The 23508-nt window shown below is 61.9% G+C and carries 13 protein-coding genes and 2 pseudogenes; 6 read left to right on the top strand and 9 right to left on the bottom strand.

The annotated features are described in order from the left end of the window. Positions 1-63: 63 nt before the first annotated feature. The 6 genes and pseudogenes from AC3A5O_RS00940 to AC3A5O_RS00915 form a co-directional block, all read right to left on the bottom strand. Positions 64-414: a DUF6124 family protein gene (locus AC3A5O_RS00940; RefSeq protein ID WP_305469403.1), complete on the bottom strand. Its 351-nt coding sequence runs from the start codon at positions 412-414 to the stop codon at positions 64-66. A 558-nt stretch (positions 415-972) separates the two neighbouring features. Beyond that, positions 973-2436 (bottom strand): protein adenylyltransferase SelO, encoded by a 1464-nt coding sequence (gene selO, locus AC3A5O_RS00935; protein ID WP_305469404.1) that lies wholly within the window; start codon positions 2434-2436, stop codon positions 973-975. Positions 2437-2473: 37 nt separating this feature from the next. Then, positions 2474-5836 carry a mechanosensitive channel MscK gene (mscK, locus tag AC3A5O_RS00930; RefSeq protein ID WP_122565353.1) on the bottom strand — a complete coding sequence of 1121 codons (3363 nt, stop codon included), beginning with the start codon at positions 5834-5836 and terminating at the stop codon, positions 2474-2476. 34 nt (positions 5837-5870) lie between these two features. Continuing rightward, complete coding sequence (locus AC3A5O_RS00925; RefSeq protein ID WP_122565354.1) at positions 5871-7613, bottom strand: potassium/proton antiporter; 1743 nt, start codon at positions 7611-7613, stop codon at positions 5871-5873. 256 nt (positions 7614-7869) lie between these two features. Continuing rightward, positions 7870-8469 (bottom strand): annotated as a pseudogene (locus AC3A5O_RS00920) (methyl-accepting chemotaxis protein); the annotation flags it as partial. A 303-nt stretch (positions 8470-8772) separates the two neighbouring features. Then, positions 8773-9429: pseudogene (locus AC3A5O_RS00915) on the bottom strand (MCP four helix bundle domain-containing protein); the annotation flags it as partial. Between the two features lie 324 nt (positions 9430-9753). Here AC3A5O_RS00915 and AC3A5O_RS00910 point away from each other — a divergent pair. Together AC3A5O_RS00910 and AC3A5O_RS00905 are read left to right on the top strand one after the other, a co-directional pair. After that, positions 9754-9984 carry a hypothetical protein gene (locus AC3A5O_RS00910; protein ID WP_122565356.1) on the top strand — a complete coding sequence of 77 codons (231 nt, stop codon included), beginning with the start codon at positions 9754-9756 and terminating at the stop codon, positions 9982-9984. Continuing rightward, positions 9981-10283, top strand: coding sequence for a cell division protein ZapA (locus AC3A5O_RS00905; RefSeq protein WP_092475855.1), 303 nt, complete (start codon positions 9981-9983; stop codon positions 10281-10283). The genes AC3A5O_RS00910 and AC3A5O_RS00905 overlap by 4 nt, the downstream gene beginning before the upstream one ends. A gap of 217 nt (positions 10284-10500) precedes the next feature. Here the strand turns inward: AC3A5O_RS00905 and AC3A5O_RS00900 are convergent, their stop codons facing one another. Continuing rightward, positions 10501-12303: an acyl-CoA dehydrogenase gene (locus AC3A5O_RS00900; protein WP_122565357.1), complete on the bottom strand. Its 1803-nt coding sequence runs from the start codon at positions 12301-12303 to the stop codon at positions 10501-10503. 267 nt (positions 12304-12570) lie between these two features. Next, on the bottom strand, positions 12571-16524 hold the full coding sequence (gene putA / locus AC3A5O_RS00895; protein WP_487752756.1) for a trifunctional transcriptional regulator/proline dehydrogenase/L-glutamate gamma-semialdehyde dehydrogenase: 3954 nt from the start codon (positions 16522-16524) through the stop codon (positions 12571-12573). 462 nt (positions 16525-16986) lie between these two features. Here putA and putP point away from each other — a divergent pair, with 462 nt between their 5' ends. Then, positions 16987-18471 (top strand): sodium/proline symporter PutP, encoded by a 1485-nt coding sequence (gene putP, locus AC3A5O_RS00890; RefSeq protein WP_122565359.1) that lies wholly within the window; start codon positions 16987-16989, stop codon positions 18469-18471. A gap of 212 nt (positions 18472-18683) precedes the next feature. On the opposite strand, the gene AC3A5O_RS00885 is transcribed toward putP, so the two are convergent. Continuing rightward, a complete protein-coding gene (locus AC3A5O_RS00885) occupies positions 18684-19178 on the bottom strand; it encodes a DUF2165 family protein (protein ID WP_305469408.1) in 495 nt (164 codons plus the stop codon). A gap of 266 nt (positions 19179-19444) precedes the next feature. Here AC3A5O_RS00885 and AC3A5O_RS00880 point away from each other — a divergent pair, with 266 nt between their 5' ends. From AC3A5O_RS00880 to AC3A5O_RS00870, 3 genes are all read left to right on the top strand, one after another. Further along, positions 19445-21496 (top strand): type VI secretion system Vgr family protein, encoded by a 2052-nt coding sequence (locus AC3A5O_RS00880; protein ID WP_487752755.1) that lies wholly within the window; start codon positions 19445-19447, stop codon positions 21494-21496. Continuing rightward, the gene (locus tag AC3A5O_RS00875; RefSeq protein ID WP_305469411.1) at positions 21493-22224 is read left to right on the top strand and encodes a DUF4123 domain-containing protein; all 732 of its coding nucleotides are present in this window, start codon (positions 21493-21495) and stop codon (positions 22222-22224) included. The genes AC3A5O_RS00880 and AC3A5O_RS00875 overlap by 4 nt, the downstream gene beginning before the upstream one ends. 81 nt (positions 22225-22305) lie before the next feature. Next, on the top strand, positions 22306-23145 hold the full coding sequence (locus AC3A5O_RS00870) for a 23S rRNA (adenine(2030)-N(6))-methyltransferase RlmJ (protein ID WP_305469413.1): 840 nt from the start codon (positions 22306-22308) through the stop codon (positions 23143-23145). Positions 23146-23508: the final 363 nt, after the last annotated feature.

Genomic DNA, 23508 nt, shown 5'->3' with positions numbered 1-23508 from the left:
TATGAGGTGTTGGGGCTGCTGCGCAGCCGAGCGGGAGCAAACTCCCTCGCCACAGAGGATGTGCTATGTCGACTGGTGTGGTTCGACACTGTCCAGTGCGCGGTTCGCCAGTAAGCCGCTCAGTTCGATCAACTGCTGAATGCCCATGGCAATGTGTCGCCTGGAGCCTTTCAGATCGAATGCCAGGTCACTGATCATGGCGTTGGCCGAGGCTAGGTTTTCGCTGAGGTTGGCGAGCAGGGTTTCTGTGTCGACGCCATTGACGACGGTGAACAGTTGGCCTGGATCGGCCTCGGGTTTGCTGGGTTTTGGGTTGAGGTAGTAGTCGAGGACGCGGTCGGCCGTTTCGTCGAATTCTTTTGAGTTTGGGTTGGCTGGATCGGTATCGGGTGGGTTGGGGGTTGCTTTGAACATAGATGAAACTCCTTGATGAGTGGAGTCGTCACCCGTCGCTGCTAAACGAAGAGGGTGGCGGCTGTACGCGGGTTAGCAGACCAGGCATCAAGGAACCCGGCGCACCGAAGTGCCCCACGCATAGCCGCCATAATGCTGACAAGTTGATGGTGATCAACTGTTCGAATGGCGACACTGGCGTGCCTTGATGTTGTTCGAGCTGCTAAACCCGATCGCTGATTTTCAGCGACGGGGAAACGATAAAGCCCGACCCCAAGGCGCACAAGCCGGCGGATTCTGGCGTAGTTGTAGGCAATGGCGCAAGGCGGCGTAGCCTGCTCCTGAATGGTCCTACATCGAAATAAACGCGGTGATTTTTACCGGGAGTGGATTGGCTTGATGTTCAGGCGTTGGACTGAGAAGTCTTTGATGAATTGAAGATTGCTATCGCGAGCAAGCTCGCTCCCACAGGGGGTGAGTGTTGTCGCAAGTATTGCGATCACACAGTTCCCAATGTGGGAGCGAGGTTGCTCGCGATGACTTTCTCCCAGACAACCCTGAACCTGTGGCAAGGGAGTGTTATGACGAGCAACTGATCTCCAGGTGCTTGCCCCACTCCGGCGGGCGCTGCGCGTAGCTGTCCATGCCCGGTTGTTCATCGAACGGCTTGCTCAGCACCGTGTGCAGGCGGCGGACTTCTTCGTAGTCGCCTGATTCGGCGGCGTCGATGGCTTTCTGGGCCAGGTAGTTGCGCAGCACGTACAGCGGGTTGACGGCGTGCATGCGGGCGCGGCGCTGGTCTTGGTCGACGGGGCCTTCGCGGTTGACGCGGGCGACATAGAGCTCGCCCCAGGCGTCGAAGCCCTTGAGGTCGACGAAGTCGTCGCGCAGGGTGGCGACGGCTTGCTCGGGCGCCTGGTCGCCCAGTCGGCGGAAGAACAGGCTGTAGTCGACGCCGCTGTTCTGCATCAATTGCAGCAGGCGTTCCAGCAACTTCTGGTCATCTTCTTCGGCGCCGGTCAGGCCGAGGCGGCGGCGCATCAGGTCCAGGTAGTGGGCCTGGTACAGCGGCAAGTACAACCCGAGGGTCTCGCGCAGGGCGTCGACGCTGATGAACGGTGTCAGGGCTTGGGCCAGGGCGCTGAGGTTCCACTGGCCGATGGGCACCTGATTGCTGAAGGAGTAGCGGCCCTGGTCATCGGAGTGGTTGCAGATGAAGTTGGCGTCGAAGTCGTCGAGGAAGGCGAACGGTCCGAAGTCGAAGGTGATGCCCAGGATCGACATGTTGTCGGTGTTCATCACGCCGTGGCAAAAACCGTAGGCTTGCCATTTGGCAATCAGCTCGGCGTTGCGCTCGACGATTTCGCGGAACATCGCCAAGTACGGTTCCGGCTGCTCGCGGCACTCGGCAAAATGCAGATTCAACACGTGCTCGGCGAGGGCCGCGTGCAGCTCTGGCTTCTTGGTGTAGTAGAAATATTCGAAATGCCCGAAGCGCACATGGCTGGGGGCCAGGCGCAGCACCATGGCGGCGCGCTCCTGCTTTTCCCGCCACACCGGGGTGTCCGAGCCGATCACGCACAAGGCGCGGGTGGTGGGGATGCCGAGGGCGTGCAGGGCTTCGGAGGCGAGGAATTCGCGAATCGAGGAACGCAGCACCGCGCGCCCGTCGCCCATCCGTGAAAACGGCGTCTGGCCGGCGCCCTTGAGGTGCAGGTCCCAGTGCTCGCCGGCCTCGTTGTACACCTCGCCCAGCAGCAACCCGCGGCCATCACCCAATTGCGGGTTGTAATGCCCGAACTGATGCCCGGAATACACCATCGCCCGTGGCTCGGTTTCGGCCCAGAGCTTGTGGCCGCCAAAGATCTCGGCGAACAGCGGTGCGTCGGCTTCAGCGGGGTCGAGGTCCAGCAACGCCATGGCCGCCGGGCTGGCGACCACCAGTCGTGGATTGTCGATGGGCTCGGGCAGCACGTGGGCCGAGAAACCGTCGCCCAGGCGGGCGAAGCGGTTATCGAAGGTCAGGGTTTCCAGCGTTTTCATGGCCGTCTCCGGCGGGACGCCCGCAGGCAACCCGCGATCAGTCGAGTGTGCCTTGCGGCGGTTCAGGCACCGGCTTGATGCTGGCGACAGCCGACGGCACGGGCGTGATGGTCTTTTTGTCGGGCTCGGCAGGCACCAGTTTGTATTCCTGGCCCTGAAGGTTCTTCAGATAGATTTCCATCTGCCGGAAGGAGATGTTGATGTGCTCCTTCTTGAATTCCCGATTGATGAAGCGGTTGATCTCGTCCAGCACCGGGTTGCGGTCGCCGAGGTCGCGCACATGCATGCGCAGCTCATGGTCCAGGGTACTTTCACCGAAGTTCAGGAAGTACACGATCGGCTCCGGCTCCTTCAAGACGCGGGGGTTGTCACGCGCGGCCTTGAGCAGCAATTCACGCACCCGATCCAGGTCCGAGCCGTAGTCCACGCCCAGTTTCAGAGTCACCCGGGTGACGGTGTCGGTCAGCGACCAGTTGATCAGTTGCCCGGTGATAAAGGTCTTGTTCGGGACGATGATGTCCTTGCGGTCGAAGTCGGTGATGGTGGTCGCACGAATGCGGATCTTGCTGACCGTGCCCGACAGGTTGCCGATGGTGATGGTGTCGCCGATGCGCACCGGACGCTCGAACAGGATCATGATCCCGGAGATGAAGTTGGCGAAGATCTCCTGCATGCCGAAGCCCAGGCCCACCGACAGCGCGGCCACCAGCCATTGCAGTTTGTCCCAGCTCACGCCCAGGGTGGACAGGGTGGTGACAAAGCCGACGCCGGCGATCACATAGGACAGCAACGTGGTGGTGGCATACGCACTGCCCTGGGCCAGGTTCAGCTTCGACAGCACGAACACTTCCAGCAGGCCTGGCAGGTTGCGCGCCAGGGCGAAGGTGATGCCGATGATGATCAGCGCCCCGAGCATGTCGCCAATGCTGATGGGCACCATGCTCATGTTGGCGCCGGTGCCGCTGGTGTATTCGTAGAGGGTGATGTTGTCCAGGTAGGAGAACACGCTGATCAGGTCCGACCAGACCCAGTACAGCGCGGCGATGAAACCGCCCAGCAGGGCCAGGCGGATCAGGCGCAGGGATTGTTCGTTGACCTTCTCGATGTCCAGGGTCGGCTCCTCGACCACCGCCTCGCCGTCGCCGGCTTCCTTGGCGGCCTGACGCTTGGCCAGGGCACGCTGGTAGGCCAGGCGCCGCGCCGCCACCGACAGGCCGCGGACGAAGGTGGCCTCGATCACCAGCCAGAACATCAGCAGGTACAGGGTGTTGATCAAGCGGTCGCTGAGCTTCAGCGCGGTGTAGTAGTAGCCGAAGCACACTGCTACGAATAGCGCGATCGGCAGCGCGGTGAACAGCACCCCGACGGCCTTGCGGAACAGCGAGGTGTTCCTGTGCGTTGGGCTGCTGAGCAACAGGCGGCTGAGCAACCAGGCCATCAGCGCGTAGCAGGTCAGCACCACCGGCATGCCGAGCACGTCATCGGCCAGGGTCGAGGGTTGCAACTCGGCCACGGCCACCACGGCCACCAACGCCAGCACCACCAGCCCGAGCCGGCGGATCCAGCCTTGGAGGAATTCGACCTGGGGTTTCTCCCAGCGAAAATGCAACTCGGCCACGCCGCCCGGCGCCAGCACTCGATAGGCGGTGTAGAACACCAGCCAGGCCTGGCCGATCTGCAGCAGCGCCGCGCCGAGGTTGGCGTTCTGGCCGCGGGCGTCGATCTGCAAGGCATAGCCGCAGAGGGTCAGCCCCAGGGCCACCGGCATCGCCAGCAGGATATTGATCAGGATCGCCTGGGGGGTGTGCCACTGGCTGTCGCGCTTGAAGTGGCCAACGTCCTGGTGAACCTTGTTCAGGCGAGCATAGAGATGCTTGCGCCGCCACAGCAGGGCACCGATCAGCAGCGCCAGGGGCAGGAACAGCAATGGCCGCTGAGTCAGGCCATCGGCCAGTTCACTGAGACTGGAGGCCCAGGGCAGCGAGTCGACCTGTTTCTCCAGGCGCGTCGGCACGGCCCGCATCCATTCGAAATCCAGCGGCTTGTTGCTGGGAATCCAGAACATCTGCTCTTCGAGGGTCGCCCGCAGGTTCTGGGCGGTGCTGAGCAACTGCTTCTGGTTGAGCTGCAAGGTGATGGATTCGTTGAGCACCGCGCTCAACTCGCGGTTGAGGCGTTCCAGCAGGTCGACGCGGGTCAGTGCCAGTTCCAGCAAGGTCTTGCGCAGTTGCGGCGTGGCTTGTTCCGAAGGCTGGGAGGCCAGCAGGTTGTCGACGTAGGCGCTGGGGTTGTTCAGCAGCTCACGCTGCTGGCTGACTTCGAACTGATACAGGCGGATGTCGGCGATCTGGTCGGCGAGGTTCTGGTCGAGCTTCAGGCGTGGCAGGGTCTGGCGCTGCTTGTAGAGGATCTTGGAGAGCAGCAGGCTGCCCTTGAGCACGCTGATTTGCTCGTCCAGGGCGGCGTCGGTCTGGGTCACGTTGTCCAGCAGTTGCTTGGTCTGCAGATTTTGCTGGGTGACCTCGTTGAGGCGGTCGGTGCTTTTGAGCAGGTAGTCGGAGAGCTTCAGGTTGGCCGCGCTTTCGGTGGCCAGCAAGCTGCTGCCACCGGCCTTCTGGGCCTCGATGGATTGCTGGGTCACCGTCTCCTGGGATTGGGCCAGGCGCTTCTGGTTGATCAGGTTTTGCAGGTCCTGGATTTCCTGCTCCATGCGGGCGATTTTTTCCATCAGCAGATCGTGCTGGCCGTTGCCCAGGTCCTGCAGTTGGCTGTTGCCGGCCAGTTCCTGGCGGCGCAACGGGATCAGCGCATTGAGCGCCGCCAACTCGGCGTTGAGCTGGTCGCGCTGCTCGCCGCTCAAGGTCTTGCCGGCGTCCCGGCCGGCCTTGAGGATGGTATTGATCTGCTGGATGCGGGTCTGGCTGCTGGAAATTTCCGCCTGGGCACGCTCGGGACGGGTCTGGGCGGTGATGATCAGGCTGTTGGCATCGGCCAGGGCTTTTTGCAGATCACTCTGCTGGGTGGAGCGATCCGAGAGCATTTGCTCGAGCTGGGGAATCGGCAGGTTGCCATAGCGTTGCGCCACCGGCACCACGGTGGTGCTCTTGAGCCGCGCCAGTTCGCGCTGGTTCTCGATGTTCTGCTTGGGCGCAGTGGCCAGTTGCTGCTTGAGCGCCTGCAACTTCTGTTCGTAGTCAGCCTTGTTGTTGAGCTGGGTCAGCGTGTTCTGCAAGACGGCCTGCAGGGCTTTCTGGTCGGCTTCCGGCAGTTTGCGGTCGGCGATCTTGTCCAAGCTGGCCTGCACCGAGGTGCTGGTGGGAAGATCTGCGGCTTGTACTGTGCAGACGGAGAGACTCAGGCCCAGCAGGGCAATGGCGAAAAAGGAGCGCAGGGTAGGCATAGAGACCGGTCGAGCAAGTGAGAGTGGGAGCAGTTTAGAGGAACAAGCCGGGACCCGGGCGACTTCCTTCGGGGAATCTGACGCCCACTTTGCCGATCTTGTTCCCGTCCATGGCCGCGACGGTCCACAGGGTGTTGTTCCAATCCACCTGGTCGCCGACCACCGGCGCACCGCCGACTTTCTGGGCAATGAAGCGGCCCAGGGACATGTCTGGATCGATGCCGTCCAGCTTCAACCCGTACAGCGCGGCAACCGCGGCCAGCTGGGCGTCTCCTTCGAGTACGAAGTCGCCGAAAAAGCGCAAATCCAGGCCCCGTTGCGGCGCTTGGCTGAACAGTTTTCCAAGGGCCGGCAAATCGTGTTCATGGCCGATAACACACAGCAAATCATCGACTTCCAACACCGTACTACCCGACGGATGGAGCAGTTGCTGACCCCGAAACAGGGCGGCGATACGGGTGCCTTCAGGCATTTTCAGGTCCCGCAGGGGCGAGCCGATGCACCATTTCTCCGCGCCCAGGCGATAGATGAACAGCTCCCACTCGCTGGTGACGTGCACTTCCAGCGCGGCCCGGGAAATCGGTAGCGGCTCGGGCGGGACGGTCACATGCAGCAACTTGGCGACCCACGGCAGGCTCGTGCCCTGCACCAGCAGCGAGACCAACACGATAAAGAATGCCAGGTTGAAATAGAGCTGGGCGTGGGGCAGGCCGGCCATCAGCGGGAACACTGCCAAGATGATCGGCACCGCGCCGCGCAGGCCGACCCAGGAAATGAAGGCTTTTTCACGACCATGGAACGCCTTGAACGGCAGCAGGCCGACCATGACCGACAACGGGCGGGCAAACAGGATCATCCACAACGCCAGCCCCAGGGCCGGCAGGGCGATCGGCAACAGGTCGTGGGGCGTGACCAGCAGCCCCAGCACCAGGAACATGCCGATCTGCGCCAGCCAGGCCATGCCATCGAGCATGTGCAGGATGCCGTGGCGGCTGCGTACCGGGCGATTGCCCAGCACCAGGCCGCACAGGTACACCGCCAGGAAGCCGCTGCCATGCAGGGCGTTGGTCAGCGCGAATACCGCCAGGCCGCCGCTGATGACCAGGATCGGATAGAGACCGTTGGCCAGGTTGATGCGATTGACCAATTGCAGCATCAGCCAACCACCGCCCAGGCCGATCACCGCGCCGATGCCGAACTCGCGTACCAGGTGCCCCAGCAGGTTCCAATGCAGGCCGGTTTCGCCACTGGCGAGCATGCCGATCAGGGTGACGGTGAGGAACACCGCCATGGGGTCGTTGCTGCCGGACTCGATCTCCAGTGTTGCGCTGACCCGTTCGTTCAGGCCCTTGCCGCCCAGCAGCGAGAACACTGCCGCGGCATCGGTCGAACCGACGATGGCGCCAATCAGCAGACCTTGCATCAAGTTCAGATTGAACAGCCACGCCGCCGCCAGGCCGGTCAGCCCGGTGGTGATCAGCACCCCGACCGTGGCCAGGGACAACGCCGGCCACAACGCTACGCGAAAGCTCGACACCCGCGTGCGCAAGCCGCCGTCCAGCAGGATCACCGCCAAGGCGAGGTTGCCGACCAGGTAGGCCGTGGCGTAGTTATCGAAAAGAATACCGGCGCCGTCGACACCGGCGACCATGCCCACGGCCAGGATGATCACCAGAATCGGGATGCCCAGGCGGGACGAAAGAGAACTGACCAGGATGCTCGCACCTACCAGCAACGCGCCGATCAAGAACAGGCTGTTGATGGTCGTTGCAGTCAAAGGCGTTACTCCGGGAAAACTGAGGGGCGGGCACAGACTGACCATGCAGTCTGCGTGCCAGCGATTCTAACCTGTTGAAATGTGATGCTGTCAAAAAAGGTTGGGGATTGGGGAGCTGAGTACAACCCTTGTGGCGAGGGGATTTATCCCCGATCGAGTGCGAAGCGCTCGCCTGCTGACTGTATGGCAGCACAGTATTGGGGGCCGCTTCGCAGCCCAGCGGGGATAAATCCCCTCGCCACAAGGGTAGGTTCGGTTAAAGGCTGAACCGCCCAACCATGCTGTTCAAATCCACGGCCAGGCGCGACAGTTCGGCGCTGGCGGCACTGGTCTGGTTGGCGCCGGTGGCCGATTGCACCGACAGGTCGCGGATGTTCACCAGGTTGCGGTCCACTTCACGGGCCACCTGGGCCTGCTCCTCGGCGGCGCTGGCGATCACCAGGTTGCGTTCGTTGATCTCCACGATGGCGGTGTTGATCGTGTCCAGGGACATGCCGGCACCGCGGGCGATGTTCAAGGTCGATTCGGCGCGCTCGGTGCTGTTGCGCATCGAGTCCACGGCGTGTTCGGTGCCGCTCTGGATGCTGCCGATCATGCGTTCGATCTCGCTGGTCGACTGCTGGGTGCGGTGAGCCAGTGCGCGGACTTCGTCGGCTACCACCGCGAAGCCACGCCCGGCCTCACCGGCACGGGCCGCTTCGATGGCGGCGTTCAGGGCCAGCAGGTTGGTCTGGTCGGCCAGGCCACGGATCACGTCCAGCACTTTGCCGATGTCGCGGGACTCGTTGGCCAGGTTGCCGATCAGCGTGGCGGTGCTCTGCACGTCGGCACTCATGCGTTCAATGGCGCCGACGGTTTCCTGCACCAGGTCGCGGCCGTCGCCAGCGGACGTGGTGGCGTGTTTCGAGGCTTCGGAGGTGCTGACCGCATTGCGCGCGACTTCTTCCACGGCGCTGGTCATCTCGTTGACCGCTGTCGCGGCCTGTTCGATTTCGTTGTTCTGCTGGGTCAGGCCCCGGGCACTTTCGTCGGTGACGCTGTTGAGCTCTTCGGCGGCGGAGGCCAGTTGCGTGGCCGAGCCGGAGATCCGCTGCAAGGTGTCGCGCAGTTTTTCCTGCATGGTCGACATCGCCCGCAGCAGGCGGCCGGCTTCGTCGCTGCCATCGACGGTAATCGGCCGGGTCAGGTTGCCCTTGGCGATTTCTTCGGCGGCCTCCAGCGCGTTGGCAATCGGCTGGGTGATGCTGTTGGTCAGCAGCCAGGCGAACAGCAGGGTCAGGCCGGTGGCGATGACCAGTAAGGTGACTACCCAGTTGAAAGCGCTTGAATATTGTTGCGCTGCGCCCTGATTGAGGGCCTCGGCTTGCTGGTTGTTGATCTCCACCAAGCGGCCGATTGCGGCATTGATGGCATCGGAGTTGCTCAGCAGTTCAGTGTTGAGCAGCGTGCGCAGTTCATCGACCTGATTGTTGCGCGACAGGGTCTTCATGCGCTCTTCGAGCTGACGGTACTGCCCGAGCAGTTGCACATACTGATCGTAGGCGGCTCGTTCGTCCGGTGCGCTGATGAGCTTTTCGTAGGCGGTCTGGGCCGCGCGGATCTGTTGGCTGCGTTGTTCGAACAGATCGTAGGTTTTCTGCTGGATGTCCGGTTCGCGGTTGACCAGCAAGCGATAGGACAATACGCGCAGGCGCAGGGTGAGCTGGGTGAACTCATCCAGGGCCTTGATGCTGGGCACGCTGTTTTGGGCAATGCTTTCGCCGGACCCGCGGATTTTGCTCATCTGGCTCAGGGCGAATACCCCAAGGGCCAGCATCAGGGCGCCAATCAAGGCAAACCCCAGGAACGCCCGCGGCGCGATGTTCATATTACGTAGGGACATGGAAAGTACCGAAAGAAGATGCGTCCGTGCGGGCTGAGACTGCTGTTCCCTGACTTATCGGTCATACGCCTGAAGTCTTGAGGCGCTGTGGGCTTTTGTCGCAGGGCAACGCTTGTCACGCGACGAAGGGTAGGAACCGGATGCTTGAATCGTAGTCTCTACAGCTCGCGAGCCAAGCACCGCCACCTTTGTAAAGCGTGGCATCGGCGGTGACTTTTCTTTATCGTACGCGCCCCTTGGAAAAGCCTGGAAATCAATATGTTGGAAACATCCCTCAGCCAACTGGAGCAACTGGTCAACGACCTGGTGCAACAGAACCTGCGCCTGACCGGCCTGAACGAAACCCTGAGCGCGGAACTTGCCCGGGCCAAGGATGAAAACGAAAGCCTGCAACTGAGCCTGATGGAACAGGAAGAACTGCACGGCGCCACCGCCGCCCGCATCCAGGCCCTGATCGAGCGCGCTAGCGCCGGTCCTGTCAGCGCATGAAGCACGGCGTCGATGGGGTGACGGTCATCTCGATCCTGGGAGAAGACTATTCAATCAAAGCGCCGGCCGGGCAGGAGCAGGCCCTGTTGGACGCCGCTTCGATGCTCAAGGCCGCACTGGCCGACACGAAAAGGAAATACCCGACACTGATCGGTGATCGCCTGCTGGTATTGGCGGCCATGAATCTGTGTTCGCAACAGATTGAAATGCAGAAGAGCCATCAGGCAGAACTCGACCGTTACCAAGAGCAAGTCAGCGCCACGGTCGAGGTGATTGCCAAGACGATTCAGCAGGCCTGAACCGTTAGCGAATGCTGACGGTGGGGTTTGTGTGGGAGCGAGCTTGCTCGCGATGGCGGTGGATCAGGCAGATCAATTGCAACTGACATACCGCTATCGCGAGCAAGCTCGCTCCCACAATGGATTGGTGGTGAACGCAAATATTGTGTCCACTTGCCCCCCCCTGTGGGAGCGAGCTTGCTCGCGATTGGTTTTCAGCCCCGCTGCAAGACCCGGCTCAGAACCACTCATCCCGCATCCCCGAACACGTATCATCCCGCGCTTCGAGCAGCTCTAGCTCATGGTGACACCCCGGCACTTCCCAGGTCAGGAAGTAGCGCGCCGCTTGCAGCTTGCCGTTATAGAAGTCGCTGTCCGCGGCATTGCCCTTGGCCAGGCCTTCCTCGGCCCGAATCGCCTGTTCCAGCCAGCGCCAGCCAATCACCATGTGCCCGAACACCTTCAGGTACAGTGCGGAGTTGGCGAGGCTGCTGTTGACTTTGCCTTGGGCCAGGTCCGTCAGCAGGCCGAGGGTGACGGTTTGCAGGCGTGCCACCAACGCTTCCAGCGGCTGACGCAACGGCGTCAATGAGGGGTGAGCCTGGGACCGTTCAGTGGTGTCGGCCACCAGACGGATCAATTGCTTGAGCCCGGCACCACCGTTCTGCGCCAGCTTGCGCCCCAGCAGGTCCAGGGACTGGATGCCGTGGGTGCCTTCATGGATCGGGTTGAGGCGGTTGTCGCGGTAATACTGTTCCACCGGGTATTCGCGGGTGTAGCCGTGGCCGCCGAGAATCTGGATCGCCAGCTCGTTGGCTTTCAGGCAGAACTCCGAGGGCCAGGATTTGACGATGGGGGTCAGCAGGTCCAGCAGTTCATGGGCGCGCCGACGCTCGGCTTCGCTGTCCAGGGTGGTGGTGTCATCGAACAGCCGGGCCGCGTACAAGCCCAGGTCAAACGAACCCTCGACGTAGGCCTTCTGGGTCAACAGCATGCGGCGCACGTCGGCGTGCTGGATGATCGCCACGGGGGCGGTGGTCGGGTCCTTGCTGTCGGGCACTCGGCCCTGTGGGCGTTCGCGAGCGTACTCAAGGGAATACAGGTAGCCGGCGTAACCCAGCATCACCGCGCCCATGCCGACGCCGATCCGCGCCTCGTTCATCATCTGGAACATGTAGCTCAGGCCGTGGTGCGGTTTTCCTACGAGGTAACCGACACATTCGCCGTTGTCGCCGAAGTTCAGCGCGGTCGACGTGGTGCCGCGCCAGCCCATCTTGTGGAACAGCCCGGCCAGCAGCACGTCGTTACGCGGGCCGAGGCTGCCATCGTCGTTGACCAGGAACTTGGGCACGATAAACAGCGAAATGCCTTTCACACCCGGTGGGGCGTCCGGCAATTTCGCCAAGACCATGTGCACGATGTTTTCCGACAACGGGTGATCGCCGCCGGAGATGAAGATCTTGTTGCCCTTGAGTCGATAGGTACCGTCGGAAGCCGGTTCAGCGCGTGTACGAATATCCGACAGTGAAGAACCTGCATGGGGCTCGGTCAGGGCCATGGTGCCGAAGAAGCGGCCGTCGATCATCGGTTGCAGGAAGCGTTGCTTTTGCTCCTCGCTGCCGAAGCTTTCGATCAGGTTCGCCGCGCCCATGGTCAGGAACGGGTAAGAGGTCGATGCGGCATTGGCCGACTGGAAGTGTGCGAAGCAAGCCTGGGACAGCAACGTCGGGAGTTGCATGCCACCCGCCTCGAAGCTGCGCGCGGCGTTGAGAAAGCCCGCCTCGAGGAAGGCATCCACCGCCGGCTTGACCTCGGGAATCAGGATCGCCTGGCCGTTCTCGTAGCGCGGTTCGTTTTCATCATTCTTGCGGTTATGGGGCGCGAAAAATTTCTCGGCGATACTGCGGGCCGTGCCGAGGGCTGCGTCGAAGGTTTCGCGATTGTGTTCGGCAAACCGCTCGCGCTGGGTCAGGCCCTCGGCATCGAGGACTTCATACAGCTCGAAAGCCAGATTGCGGGAACTGAGCAACGTCTCGGACATGGCGGCCTACCTTTTTTGGAATGGGCCGAGTCTAGGCGTGGGAATGGAGGCTGAACAGGATGATTGATGGCAGTGATGCAGAGGTTAGGGTGACACTAATCCAATGTGGGAGCGGGCTTTGTGGGAGCAAGGCTTGCCCGCGATGAAAGCGCCGCGGTCTCTTGAGGACCGCAGCGCCTGGATCGCGAGCAAGCTTTGCTCCCACCAAGCTCGCACACAGGGATTTCTATGACCAGGCACCCCTTGCAGGCGCCTGGTTGCAGCGGTTTAGCCGATGGTCATCAGGCTGGCGTTACCACCTGCCGCAGCCGTGTTGACGCTCAAGGCCCGCTCGATCACCAGGCGCTCCAGCGCCACGCTGGTTTCGCCCTGGGACAGGCCATGGACCCCAACGATGGCGCCGGCACGCTTGGCCACTTGCTGGCAAACGCTACGCAGTTGATCCGAGTCACCGTGGTGCAGGACTGCGTCGTACACCACTTCGTCCTTGGCCCAGTCGGAAACCCGCTGGATACGTGCCTGAATGTCCTTCGGCAAGCGTGCGAACAACGCTTTGCTGGTGTCGGTTTCCGGCCACACGGCCGAGCCGCCCACGGCCAGTACGGCCGCCAGTTGCGTCAGCAGGTCGCCTTCCACGTCGGCCAGGCACAGCACGTGCTCGCGCGGCAGGATGGCGTAACTGTTGCGTTCGCCGGTCGGACCGGTCAACAGACGGGTAATACCGCTTTGCGACTGGGCGGCGAACTGCACGCACAGGGCGCTCAACTCGGCGAGCTTCTGGCTGTCGGCCCAGGCTTGCAGAGCGGCCAGCGGTTTACCCATGGCTTCGCGCAAACGCAGGTCCGGCGCCGCCAGGGCATCGCCACGGACGAAGGATTGCTGGATCGCATCGGTAGGGCGTGTCGACAGCAGGCGGTACAGGTACAGCGGACCACCGGCCTTGGGACCGGTGCCCGACAGGCCTTCGCCACCAAACGGTTGTACACCGACCACTGCACCGACGATGTTGCGGTTCACGTAGACGTTGCCGGCATGCACGTTGTCGATGACCTTGGCGATGGTCTCGTCGATGCGCGTGTGCACGCCCAGGGTCAGGCCGTAGCCGGAAGCGTTGATCTGGTTGATCAACTGATCCAGTTCCTTGCGCTTGTAGCGCACCACGTGCAGCACCGGGCCAAAGATCTCGCGCTGCAGTTCATCGAAGCTTTCCAGCTCGATCAAGGTCGGCATCACGAAGGTGCCGCGCTTGCACTCGTCACTGTCGGCGATCGCCATCTGGTAGACGGTGCGACCTTTGTCGCGCATGGCCTGGATGTGTTTTTCGATGCCGGCCTTGGCTTCGGCGTCGATCACCGGGCCGATGTCCACCGACAGGCGCTCAGGATTGCCGAGGCGCGATTCGGCCATGGCACCCTTGAGCATTTCGATGACGCGGTCGGCGGAGTCTTCCTGCAGGCACAGGACCCGCAGGGCCGAGCAACGCTGGCCGGCACTGTCGAAGGCCGAGGACACTACGTCGATGACCACTTGTTCGGTCAGGGCCGAGGAGTCGACGATCATGGCGTTCTGGCCGCCGGTTTCGGCGATCAGCGGGATCGGACGACCCTGGTTGTCCAGGCGTCCGGCGATGTTGCGTTGCAGCAGGCGGGCGACTTCGGTGGAGCCGGTGAACATCACGCCTTTGACCCGCTCGTCACCCACCAGGCGGGCGCCGACGGTTTCGCCGCGACCCGGCAGCAGTTGCAGGACGCCTTCCGGAATGCCTGCCTCAAGCATCAAACGCACGGCCTGGGCAGCCACCAGTGGCGTCTGCTCGGCGGGCTTGGCCAGAACCGGGTTGCCGGCGGCCAATGCAGCGGCGACCTGGCCGCTGAAAATCGCCAGCGGGAAGTTCCACGGGCTGATGCAGACCACCGGGCCCAGAGGGCGGTGGGCGTCGTTGGTGAAATCGTTGCGCGCCTGCACCGCGTAGTAACGCAGGAAATCCACGGCTTCACGGACTTCGGCAATGGCGTTGGCGAAGGTCTTGCCGGCTTCGCGGGCCAGCAGGCCCATCAGCGGTTGGATCTCGCCTTCCATCAGGTCAGCGGCACGTTCCAGGATCGCGGCGCGCTCGGCTGGCGGCGTGGCCTGCCAGATCGGTGCGGCGTTGAGGGCGCACTGGATGGCGTTGTCGACGTCGGCGACCGTGGCTTCCTGCACATGGCCGACCACATCGCGGTGATCAGACGGGTTCAGCACCGCTGCCGGGGTTTCTTCGCTGGCAGCGCAACCGAGCATCGGCACGGCTTTCCAATCGTTATGGGCAGTGGCCAGCAGGGCGCAGGACAGCGACGCCAGACGATGCTCGTTGGCCAGGTCGATGCCGCTGGAGTTGGCGCGGTCGCTGCCGTACAGGTCACGCGGCAGTGGGATGCGCGGGTGCGGCAGGCCGAAACCGCCTTCCAGGGTTGCCATCTGCTCGATGCTGGCCACTGGATCGGCCACCAGCTCCTGGATGGAAATCGACTGGTCGGCGATGCGGTTGACGAACGAGGTGTTCGCGCCGTTTTCCAGCAAGCGGCGTACGAGGTAGGCCAGCAGGGTTTCGTGGGTGCCGACCGGGGCGTACACACGGCACGGACGGTTCAACTTGCCTTCGGAGACCTTGCCTACAACCTGTTCGTACAGCGGCTCACCCATGCCGTGCAGGCACTGGAATTCGTACTGGCCCGGGTAATAATTCTGACCGGCGATGTGGTAAATGGCCGACAAGGTATGGGCGTTGTGCGTGGCGAACTGCGGGTAGATGACTTCCGGCACCGACAACAGTTTGCGCGCGCAAGCGATGTAGGACACGTCGGTGTACACCTTGCGGGTATAGACCGGATAGCCTTCCAGGCCTTCGACTTGGGCGCGCTTGATCTCGCTGTCCCAGTACGCGCCTTTTACCAAGCGAATCATCAGGCGGTGGCGGCTGCGGCGAGCCAGGTCGATGACGTAGTCGATCACATACGGGCAGCGCTTCTGGTAGGCCTGGATCACGAAGCCGATGCCGTTCCAGCCGGTCAGTTGCGGCTCGAAGCACAGGCGCTCCAACAGGTCCAGGGACAGTTCGAGGCGGTCGGCTTCTTCGGCGTCGATGTTCAGGCCGATGTCGTATTGCTTGGCCAGCAAGGTCAGCGACAGCAGGCGCGGGTACAGCTCGTCCATGACGCGCTCGTACTGGGCGCGGCTGTAGCGCGGGTGCAGGGCCGAGAGTTTGATGGAAATGCCCGGGCCTTCATAAATCCCACGGCCGTGGGACGCTTTGCCGATCGAGTGAATGGCTTGTTCGTACGAGGCCAGGTACTTCTGGGCATCATGTTCGGTGAGTGCGGCTTCACCCAGCATGTCGTAGGAATAACGGAAACCCTTGGTTTCGAACTTGCTGGCGTTGGCCAGGGCCTCGGCGATGGTTTCGCCGGTGACGAACTGTTCGCCCATCAGGCGCATGGCCATGTCGACGCCCTTGCGGATCATCGGCTCGCCGCTCTTGCCGATGATGCGGCTCAGGGAGGAGGTCAGGCCTGCTTCGTTATGGGTTGCGACCAGCTTGCCCGTCAGCAACAGGCCCCAGGTGGCTGCGTTGACGAACAGCGACGGGCTGTTGCCCAGGTGCGGTTGCCAGTTGCCGGTGCTGATCTTGTCGCGGATCAGCGCATCGCGGGTACCTTTGTCCGGGATGCGCAGCAGCGCCTCCGCCAGGCACATCAATGCCACGCCTTCCTGGGACGACAGGGAAAATTCCTGCAGCAAGCCCTGAACGATACCGGCACGGCCGCCGGCACTTTTCTGGTTACGCAGTTTTTCCGCAATCGAAGCCGCCAACTTGTTGGTGGCTTCGGCCATTTCGGCCGGCAGGCGGGCCTGCTCGATCAGCATCGGCACCACTTCCGGCTCAGGGCGACGGTAAGCGGCGGTGATGGAGGCGCGCAGGACCGATTGCGGCAGGATGCTCTCGGCGAATTCGAGGAAGCATTGGTGAGCGTGGTCGACCTGTACATCGCCAGCATCATCGCTGTCAGTACGAGGGGAACCGTTCAGCTCGGTCAGGGTTGCACCACCCTCGAGTTTTTCCAGGTAATTGAAAATTGCCTGCTTGATCAGCCAGTGCGGCGTGCGATCAATCGAGGTTGCGGCCGCCTTGAGGCGTTCGCGGGTCGGGTCATCGAGTTTGACCCCAAGGGTGGTGGTAGCCATATTTTTATCCTCATGTTTACCACGTATGGCGTGGCATCAGCTGGCGGCAAGATTAGCTGCGCGATGAATGAGGTGCAACCGGGTGCAACCCTTTTTTTCGTGAAATGACCGGCAGCTCATCTGGAAGCCTGCTCGGCTCCGTCCTTCCTGCACCGGCATAGTGCTTTGGCTTCTAACGGTGCGCTTTGGACTGCACTAAAAGGGAGCAAAAAACGCCGAATATGCGACAAAACCGATCAGGTGCAACTTATTCGAACGAAACTGGTTGCACCTTATTTGATTTGTTGAATAGCATTCACGGCCAAGGTGCAACCGGTTCCAAGCCGAGGGGCATCGGCTGATGGCTTTCCTGGGGAAACATCAGTCATAAATTCGCGGGACTGCAAATCGTCGCTACAACGTCTGCGTTGTCGGCGCTTTCAACTGCCACCGCACCATAAAAACAAAGCCAGGGCGTAACTCATGAGTGTTAGTAATCCCACCTTGATCACTTTTGTGATCTACATCGCAGCCATGGTCCTGATCGGCCTGATGGCTTACCGCTCCACCAATAACCTTTCTGATTACATCCTGGGCGGTCGCAGCCTGGGCAGCGTGGTCACGGCATTGTCCGCCGGTGCTTCCGACATGAGCGGCTGGTTGTTGATGGGTTTGCCGGGTGCCATCTATATGTCTGGCCTGTCGGAAAGCTGGATCGCCATCGGTCTGGTTATCGGTGCCTATCTCAACTGGCTGTTCGTGGCCGGCCGCCTGCGGGTGCAGACCGAGCACAACGGTGACGCCCTGACGCTGCCGGATTACTTCTCCAGCCGTTTCGAAGACAAGAGCGGGCTGTTGCGGATCATCTCCGCGGTGGTGATCCTGGTGTTCTTCACCATCTACTGCGCTTCCGGCATCGTGGCCGGCGCCCGTCTGTTCGAAAGTACCTTCGGCATGTCCTACGAGACCGCGCTGTGGGCCGGTGCCGCAGCGACCATCGCCTACACCTTCATCGGCGGTTTCCTGGCCGTGAGCTGGACCGACACCGTACAAGCCACCCTGATGATCTTCGCGCTGATCCTGACGCCGATCATCGTGCTGCTGGCCACCGGTGGTGTGGACACCACGTTCCTGGCCATTGAAGCGAAAGATCCTACGTCCTTCGACATGCTGAAAAACACCACCTTCATCGGCATCATCTCGCTGATGGGCTGGGGCCTGGGCTATTTCGGCCAACCGCACATCCTGGCGCGCTTCATGGCGGCGGACTCGGTCAAGTCGATCGCCAAAGCCCGTCGCATCTCCATGGCCTGGATGATCCTCTGCCTGGGCGGTACCGTGGCTGTGGGCTTCTTCGGCATCGCTTACTTCTCGGCGCACCCTGACGTGGCCGGCCCCGTGACCGAGAACCCTGAGCGGGTGTTCATCGAGCTGGCGAAGATCCTGTTCAACCCATGGGTGGCTGGCGTGTTGCTGTCGGCCATCTTGGCGGCGGTCATGAGTACCCTGAGCTGCCAGTTGCTGGTGTGCTCCAGTGCCCTGACCGAAGACTTCTACAAGACCTTCCTGCGCAAGAGCGCTTCCCAGCTGGAGCTGGTCTGGGTCGGCCGCGCCATGGTGCTGCTGGTGGCCTTGGTGGCCATCGCCCTGGCCGCTAACCCGGAAAACCGCGTACTGGGCCTGGTGAGCTACGCCTGGGCCGGTTTCGGTGCCGCCTTCGGCCCGGTTGTCCTGATCTCCGTGATCTGGAAGAACATGACCCGCAATGGCGCGCTCGCCGGCATTCTGGTGGGTGCAATCACCGTGATCGTCTGGAAGCACTTCGCGTTGCTGGGCCTGTACGAAATCATCCCGGGCTTCATCTTCGCCAGCCTGGCCATCTACTTCGTCAGCAAGATGGGCTCGCCTACCGCGGGTATGCTGCAGCGCTTCGACGCGGCGGAAAAAGATTTTCGTCTGAACCAGTAAGGCCTTCAACGCGGCCTTGACGGCGCGCTTGAAGAACATAAAAAACGGCCCGTCTCCAATGGAAACGGGCCGTTTTTTATGCGCCGAATTTATCGACCGCGCCTGTTACCTGTGGGAGCGAGCCTGCTCGCGATGAGGTGTCACATTCAGCATCCAGGCAAGCTGATACGCGAGCAGGCTCGCTCCCACACTGGATCTTCAAAGGACGCGCATCACTTCACCTCGGTGTCAGGCTGATTGAGAAAGATCAATACGCCCAAAATCGCCATGTAGAACCTGAACGCAGCGTCCTGGCCATTCCAGATCTCTGATTGCCACATCAGGAACCATTCGCCGCCGACCACCATGAAACCAAAGAACCAGACGAAGAAGCCCACCGTCAAACCGACGATGGTCCAGCGCTTGGCGCGGGCGAACACCTGGGCTTCGGCCTTGCGCACCTGCCATAGTTTCAGCGCGCCGTAGCCCAGCAGCCCTGCGGTCAGCGCTTCGCCGAGGATGATCAACCAATACGCGCCGTGCCACATCCAGGGTTGAGCGATGGCGCGATACCGAGCGGCATTGTCGGGAAAGGTGGTGTCCATGCTCAGTACGTGCTGGACGAAATTGAAGTTGGAGCGGTAGTCCGTGATGTTGTTGAACACGGTCAGGAGGGCGAATGCGGCGAGCGCCAGGGTCATTGCGATTTTTGCGTAGCGTGTCGTCATGTCATGCGTCCTTTGCTTTTTTGCGACCCGGGCACGTTATCACGCCCACCAACGCCGTGAGATCGAGCGCGTTGCAAGAAACGGCTGATTGATGTGTAGGACGGTGCGGATGGCTGCAATGTCTCGAATGTCTATCGGAAAATGCATCACGCTTTGCGGCTTTTAGCTTCTTGGTTGTAGGGCAAATCTGTTTTTCCTGACCTCCAATACACTTCCCTTATTGCTCATGCAGAATCGCCCGCCTCCATTCAGCAGAGGCACATCGGATGTTCCCGCCTGCCAACCTACCGCGTTTCACCCTGACGCTCGACAGCGGGCCGAATGATCTCAAGGTGCTTGAGTTCAAGGGCAAGGAAACCATCAGCCAGCCCTATCGCTTTGACGTGGAACTGGTCAGCGAGCGCTGCGACTTGGAACTGGAAGCACTCCTGCATCGCCAGGCATTTCTGCGGTATGGCCGGGAAGGTGGCATACACGGGCAGGTCTATAGCGTTGCCCAAGGCGATTCGGGCAAACGCCTGACCCGTTACCAGGTCTGCCTGGTGCCGCGCCTGGCTTATTTGCGCCACCGCATCAACCAGCGGATTTTCCAGCACTTGAGCGTGCCCGATATCGTCGCCTGGGTGTTGAAGGAGCACGGGATCCTGGCGGGGGACTGCCAGTTCACCCTCGGTGGGCACTATCCCGAGCGTGAATACTGTGTGCAGTACGGCGAGAGCGACCTGACGTTCATCGAGCGGATCTGCGCCGAAGTCGGTATCCACTACCACTTTCGGCATCGCCCTGACGGCCATCTGCTGGTGTTCGGCGACGACCAGACCGGGTTTCCTCGCCTGCCCGAATCGACGCTGTATCTGCCGGACAGCGGCATGGCTGCCGATGCGCCGGCCATCAAGCGCTTGGCGGTGCGACTCCAGACCCGCACCACGGCCGTGACGTTGCGCGACTACGACTTCCGCAAGCCCGGCTTGTTATTGCAAACCCATCTCGACAATCGGCAGCTCCCTGTGCTCGAGGACTATCGGTACCCGGGTGGGTTCTGCGACCGTGACGATGGTAAGCACCTGACCCGGCGTGCTCTTGAGCGTCACGGTGCCGATCATCGCGTAGCGCAGGGCGGCAGCGACGCAAGTGCTTTCGTCAGCGGACATTTCATGCGCATCGAGGCCCATCCCCGGGAGCCGTGGAACGATCTCTGGCTCCTGACCCATATCGATCATCATGGCCGTCAACCCCAAGTGCTGGAAGAAACAGCCTCCGCCAGCCCGGATGAATTCCAGGGCTACAGAAACACCTTTCTCGCCACGCCTTGGGACGTGTGCTTTCGGCCGCCCCTGCATCACGAAAAGCCTCGTGCCCACGGTTATCAGTCAGCGGTGGTGACCGGGCCGGTGGACAGCGAGATCCATTGCGATGAGTTTGGACGGGTCAAGGTGCAATTGGCCTGGGATCGCGACGGCACGCGCGACGAGCATTCCAGTTGCTGGCTGCGAGTGGCCGCAGGGTGGGCCCACGATCACTACGGTGCAGTGATGATTCCCCGGGTCGGCATGGAAGTGCTGGTGGGGTTCATTGATGGCGACGTGGACAAGCCCCTGGTGGTGGGTTGCCTGCCCAACGGCGCCAACCCGGTGCCGTTGGACCTGCCGGCGGACAAGACCCGCAGTATCTGGCGCAGCCAGAGCAGCCCTGGTGGGGAAGGCTATAACGAACTGCGCATCGAGGACCGCAAGGGGGCGGAGGAGATTTACCTGCGGGCCCAGCGAAACTGGACCCAGCATGTGCTGCACGACCAGCGGGTACAGGTCGATCACGAGCGCAGTATTGTCGTCACCGGCACGGCGCGGCACGAACTCAAGGCCGATGAGCAGCGCGTTACCCATGGTCGGCGCCAGGCTGAAGTCCGGCAGGACGATCATTTGCTGGTCAGCGGCGAGCGGCATGTTCGCGTGAGCAGCCAGATGTTGAACGCCAGCCAGCAGTTTCATGTCAGTGCTGGCCAGCAAGTGGTCCTGGAGGCTGGCGCCAGTGTGACCCTGCAGGCCGGTGGCCATTGGATCAACATTGGCGCCGACGGGATTTTCAGCAGCGCGCCGATCGAGGTCGGTGGGGCGCCGATGGCGGTGATGGGGGCGTCAGCGGGTTCGTCGGGCAGTGTCGGGAAATCGGTCCCAGTGGCGGCGCCTCGGCTTTCCCTGGCGCAGATCCTCAGCTTCCAAGGCGCGGCGCCGTTCTGCGAGGAGTGTGAGCGTTGCAGGAACGGTGTCTGCGTACCCTCGGCCTTTCACAAACCTGTCGACGTCCAGGAGCGCCCATGAACAGCGGTCAAACACCCCATACTTGGCTTGAGAACCATCCGTTGCAGGCGTCCGAGCAATTGTTCGCCATTTTCTGCAACGCCAGCAGCGCCGGGGCGTTGTCTGCCTGGCGGCGTTCGATGGCCGCGACACCCACGCCGATCTGGGGCGATACGCCGTACGCCGAGTGGGAATCGGTCATGCCCTATGTAGGGATTGTTCGGACAGACAGTGAGTTTCTTGATTGGATAGCGGCCACCGATTCGCTCGATTGGGGGTGGTTGGCGGTGTCGTGTGCCAGCCAGGAAACCCTTGCCGAGCATTTACGTGGGTTGACGCAGGTGCTGTTGCCGGGTGGCAAGGCGGTTTTCCTGCGTTTTTGGGATGGGCGCTTCATGGGGTCGATCCTGCAATCGACGGCGGTGGATGTCGGGGAACTCCTACCGGTCATCAGTCGTTGCCTGATCAACGGTCACTCCCTTGAGATCAAAGGAAGCGCCCAGCGGCCGGCTCGGATTTTTCCTTGGTGGGAAGTGCCCGTGGCGCTGCTGGACACTATGGCCGAGGCGCCGACGGACTGTCTGGTGGATAACGTGCTCACATGGTTGGGCGAAGAGCATCCGGATCTGTTCGAGCGGGTCGAACCCCGCATCCTGCGGCGCAAGATTGCTCACTTTCTTGAGCGATCAAAGCCGGCTGCCGCGCCGAAGGCGTCACTGCAGACGTACTTGATGCGGGAGTTGGGCTGATCGTGGCCTGTCCGCTGGGCTGCGAACCCCTGACGTTCGACGCGCTTCAAGGTAAACTCGTCGCCCTTCGCAGGAGCCGCCATGAATTATCGCCACGCCTTCCACGCCGGCAATCACGCCGACGTGTTCAAACACCTGACCTTGACCCGCCTCATCGCGTTGATGTCGCGCAAGGAACAGCCCTTCGCCTACCTCGATACCCATGCGGGCATCGGGCTGTACGACTTGCAGGGTGACCAGGCCAACCGTACCGGTGAGTACCTGGAAGGCATTGCGCGGTTGTGGGGCGAGGGCGACCTGCCGCCGTTGACTGCCGACTACATGAAAGTGCTGCACGAGATGAACCCGGACGGGCAACTGCGCTACTACCCGGGCTCGCCGGAACTGGCGCGGCGCCTGACTCGACCGCAGGACCGTGTGCTGCTCAACGAGAAACACCCGGAAGACGGCGTGTTGCTCAAGGACAACATGAAAGGCGACCGTCGCGTGGCGGTGCACTTGGGTGAGGGCTGGCATGTGCCGCGGGCGTTGCTGCCGGTGGCGGAAAAGCGTGCGCTGATGCTGATCGATCCACCCTTCGAGCAGCTTGACGAGATGCAGCGCTGCGCCGCCTCGCTCAAGGAGGCCATTGGCCGGATGCGTCAGACGGTGGCGGCCATCTGGTACCCGGTGAAGGACCAGCGGATGTTGCGCCGCTTCTACCAGGACCTGTCCGGCACCGGCGCGCCGAAGCTGTTGCGGGTGGAGCTGCTGGTGCACCCACTGGCGACGCCCAACAGCCTGAACGGCTCCGGCCTGGCGATTGCCAATCCGCCGTGGGGGCTGGAAGAAGAGTTGCGCGAGCTGCTGCCGTGGCTGTCGAAAAAGCTGGGGCAGACCCAGGGCGGGTGGCAGATGGATTGGTTGATCGCTGAAAGTTGATCGTTGAGCCGATGCAGTCAGGTCGTCAGGAAGGACGCCTTCGCGAGCAAGCTGCTCCCACACCGGTCTGAGGTGTACCAATATTTGGGTCCGCCCTGGACACTGGAAGCGGGTGTTCACAGAACTGTAACTGCCACAAATCCTTGTGGGAGCCGAGCTTGCTCGCGATGACGGTGGTTCAGCTGCATCGATGTTGAATGTGCCACCGCCATCGCGAGCAAGCTCAGCTCCCACACTGGTTCTGAGGATGTACCCAATATTTGGGTCCGCCCTGGACACTGGGAGCGGGTGTTCACAGAACTGTAACTGCCACAAATCCTTGTGGGAGCCGAGCTTGCTCGCGATGACGGTGGTTCAGCTGCA

The sequence above is a fragment of the Pseudomonas sp. Soil_N_39 genome, assembly GCF_057655955.1.
This window is presented reverse-complemented; position numbering and strand designations above follow the sequence as displayed.

What these genes read in the sequence shown, in the direction of transcription:
- selO (WP_305469404.1), bottom strand. Translation starts at nt 2,436, where the DNA reads ATGAAAACGCTGGAAACCCTGACCTTCGATAACCGCTTCGCCCGCCTG.
- AC3A5O_RS00885 (WP_305469408.1), bottom strand. Translation starts at nt 19,178, where the DNA reads ATGACGACACGCTACGCAAAAATCGCAATGACCCTGGCGCTCGCCGCA.
- AC3A5O_RS00940 (WP_305469403.1), bottom strand. Translation starts at nt 414, where the DNA reads ATGTTCAAAGCAACCCCCAACCCACCCGATACCGATCCAGCCAACCCA.
- AC3A5O_RS00875 (WP_305469411.1), top strand. Translation starts at nt 21,493, where the DNA reads ATGAACAGCGGTCAAACACCCCATACTTGGCTTGAGAACCATCCGTTG.
- putP (WP_122565359.1), top strand. Translation starts at nt 16,987, where the DNA reads ATGAGTGTTAGTAATCCCACCTTGATCACTTTTGTGATCTACATCGCA.
- AC3A5O_RS00900 (WP_122565357.1), bottom strand. Translation starts at nt 12,303, where the DNA reads ATGTCCGAGACGTTGCTCAGTTCCCGCAATCTGGCTTTCGAGCTGTAT.
- AC3A5O_RS00870 (WP_305469413.1), top strand. Translation starts at nt 22,306, where the DNA reads ATGAATTATCGCCACGCCTTCCACGCCGGCAATCACGCCGACGTGTTC.
- AC3A5O_RS00910 (WP_122565356.1), top strand. Translation starts at nt 9,754, where the DNA reads ATGTTGGAAACATCCCTCAGCCAACTGGAGCAACTGGTCAACGACCTG.
- putA (WP_487752756.1), bottom strand. Translation starts at nt 16,524, where the DNA reads ATGGCTACCACCACCCTTGGGGTCAAACTCGATGACCCGACCCGCGAA.
- mscK (WP_122565353.1), bottom strand. Translation starts at nt 5,836, where the DNA reads ATGCCTACCCTGCGCTCCTTTTTCGCCATTGCCCTGCTGGGCCTGAGT.
- AC3A5O_RS00880 (WP_487752755.1), top strand. Translation starts at nt 19,445, where the DNA reads ATGTTCCCGCCTGCCAACCTACCGCGTTTCACCCTGACGCTCGACAGC.
- AC3A5O_RS00905 (WP_092475855.1), top strand. Translation starts at nt 9,981, where the DNA reads ATGAAGCACGGCGTCGATGGGGTGACGGTCATCTCGATCCTGGGAGAA.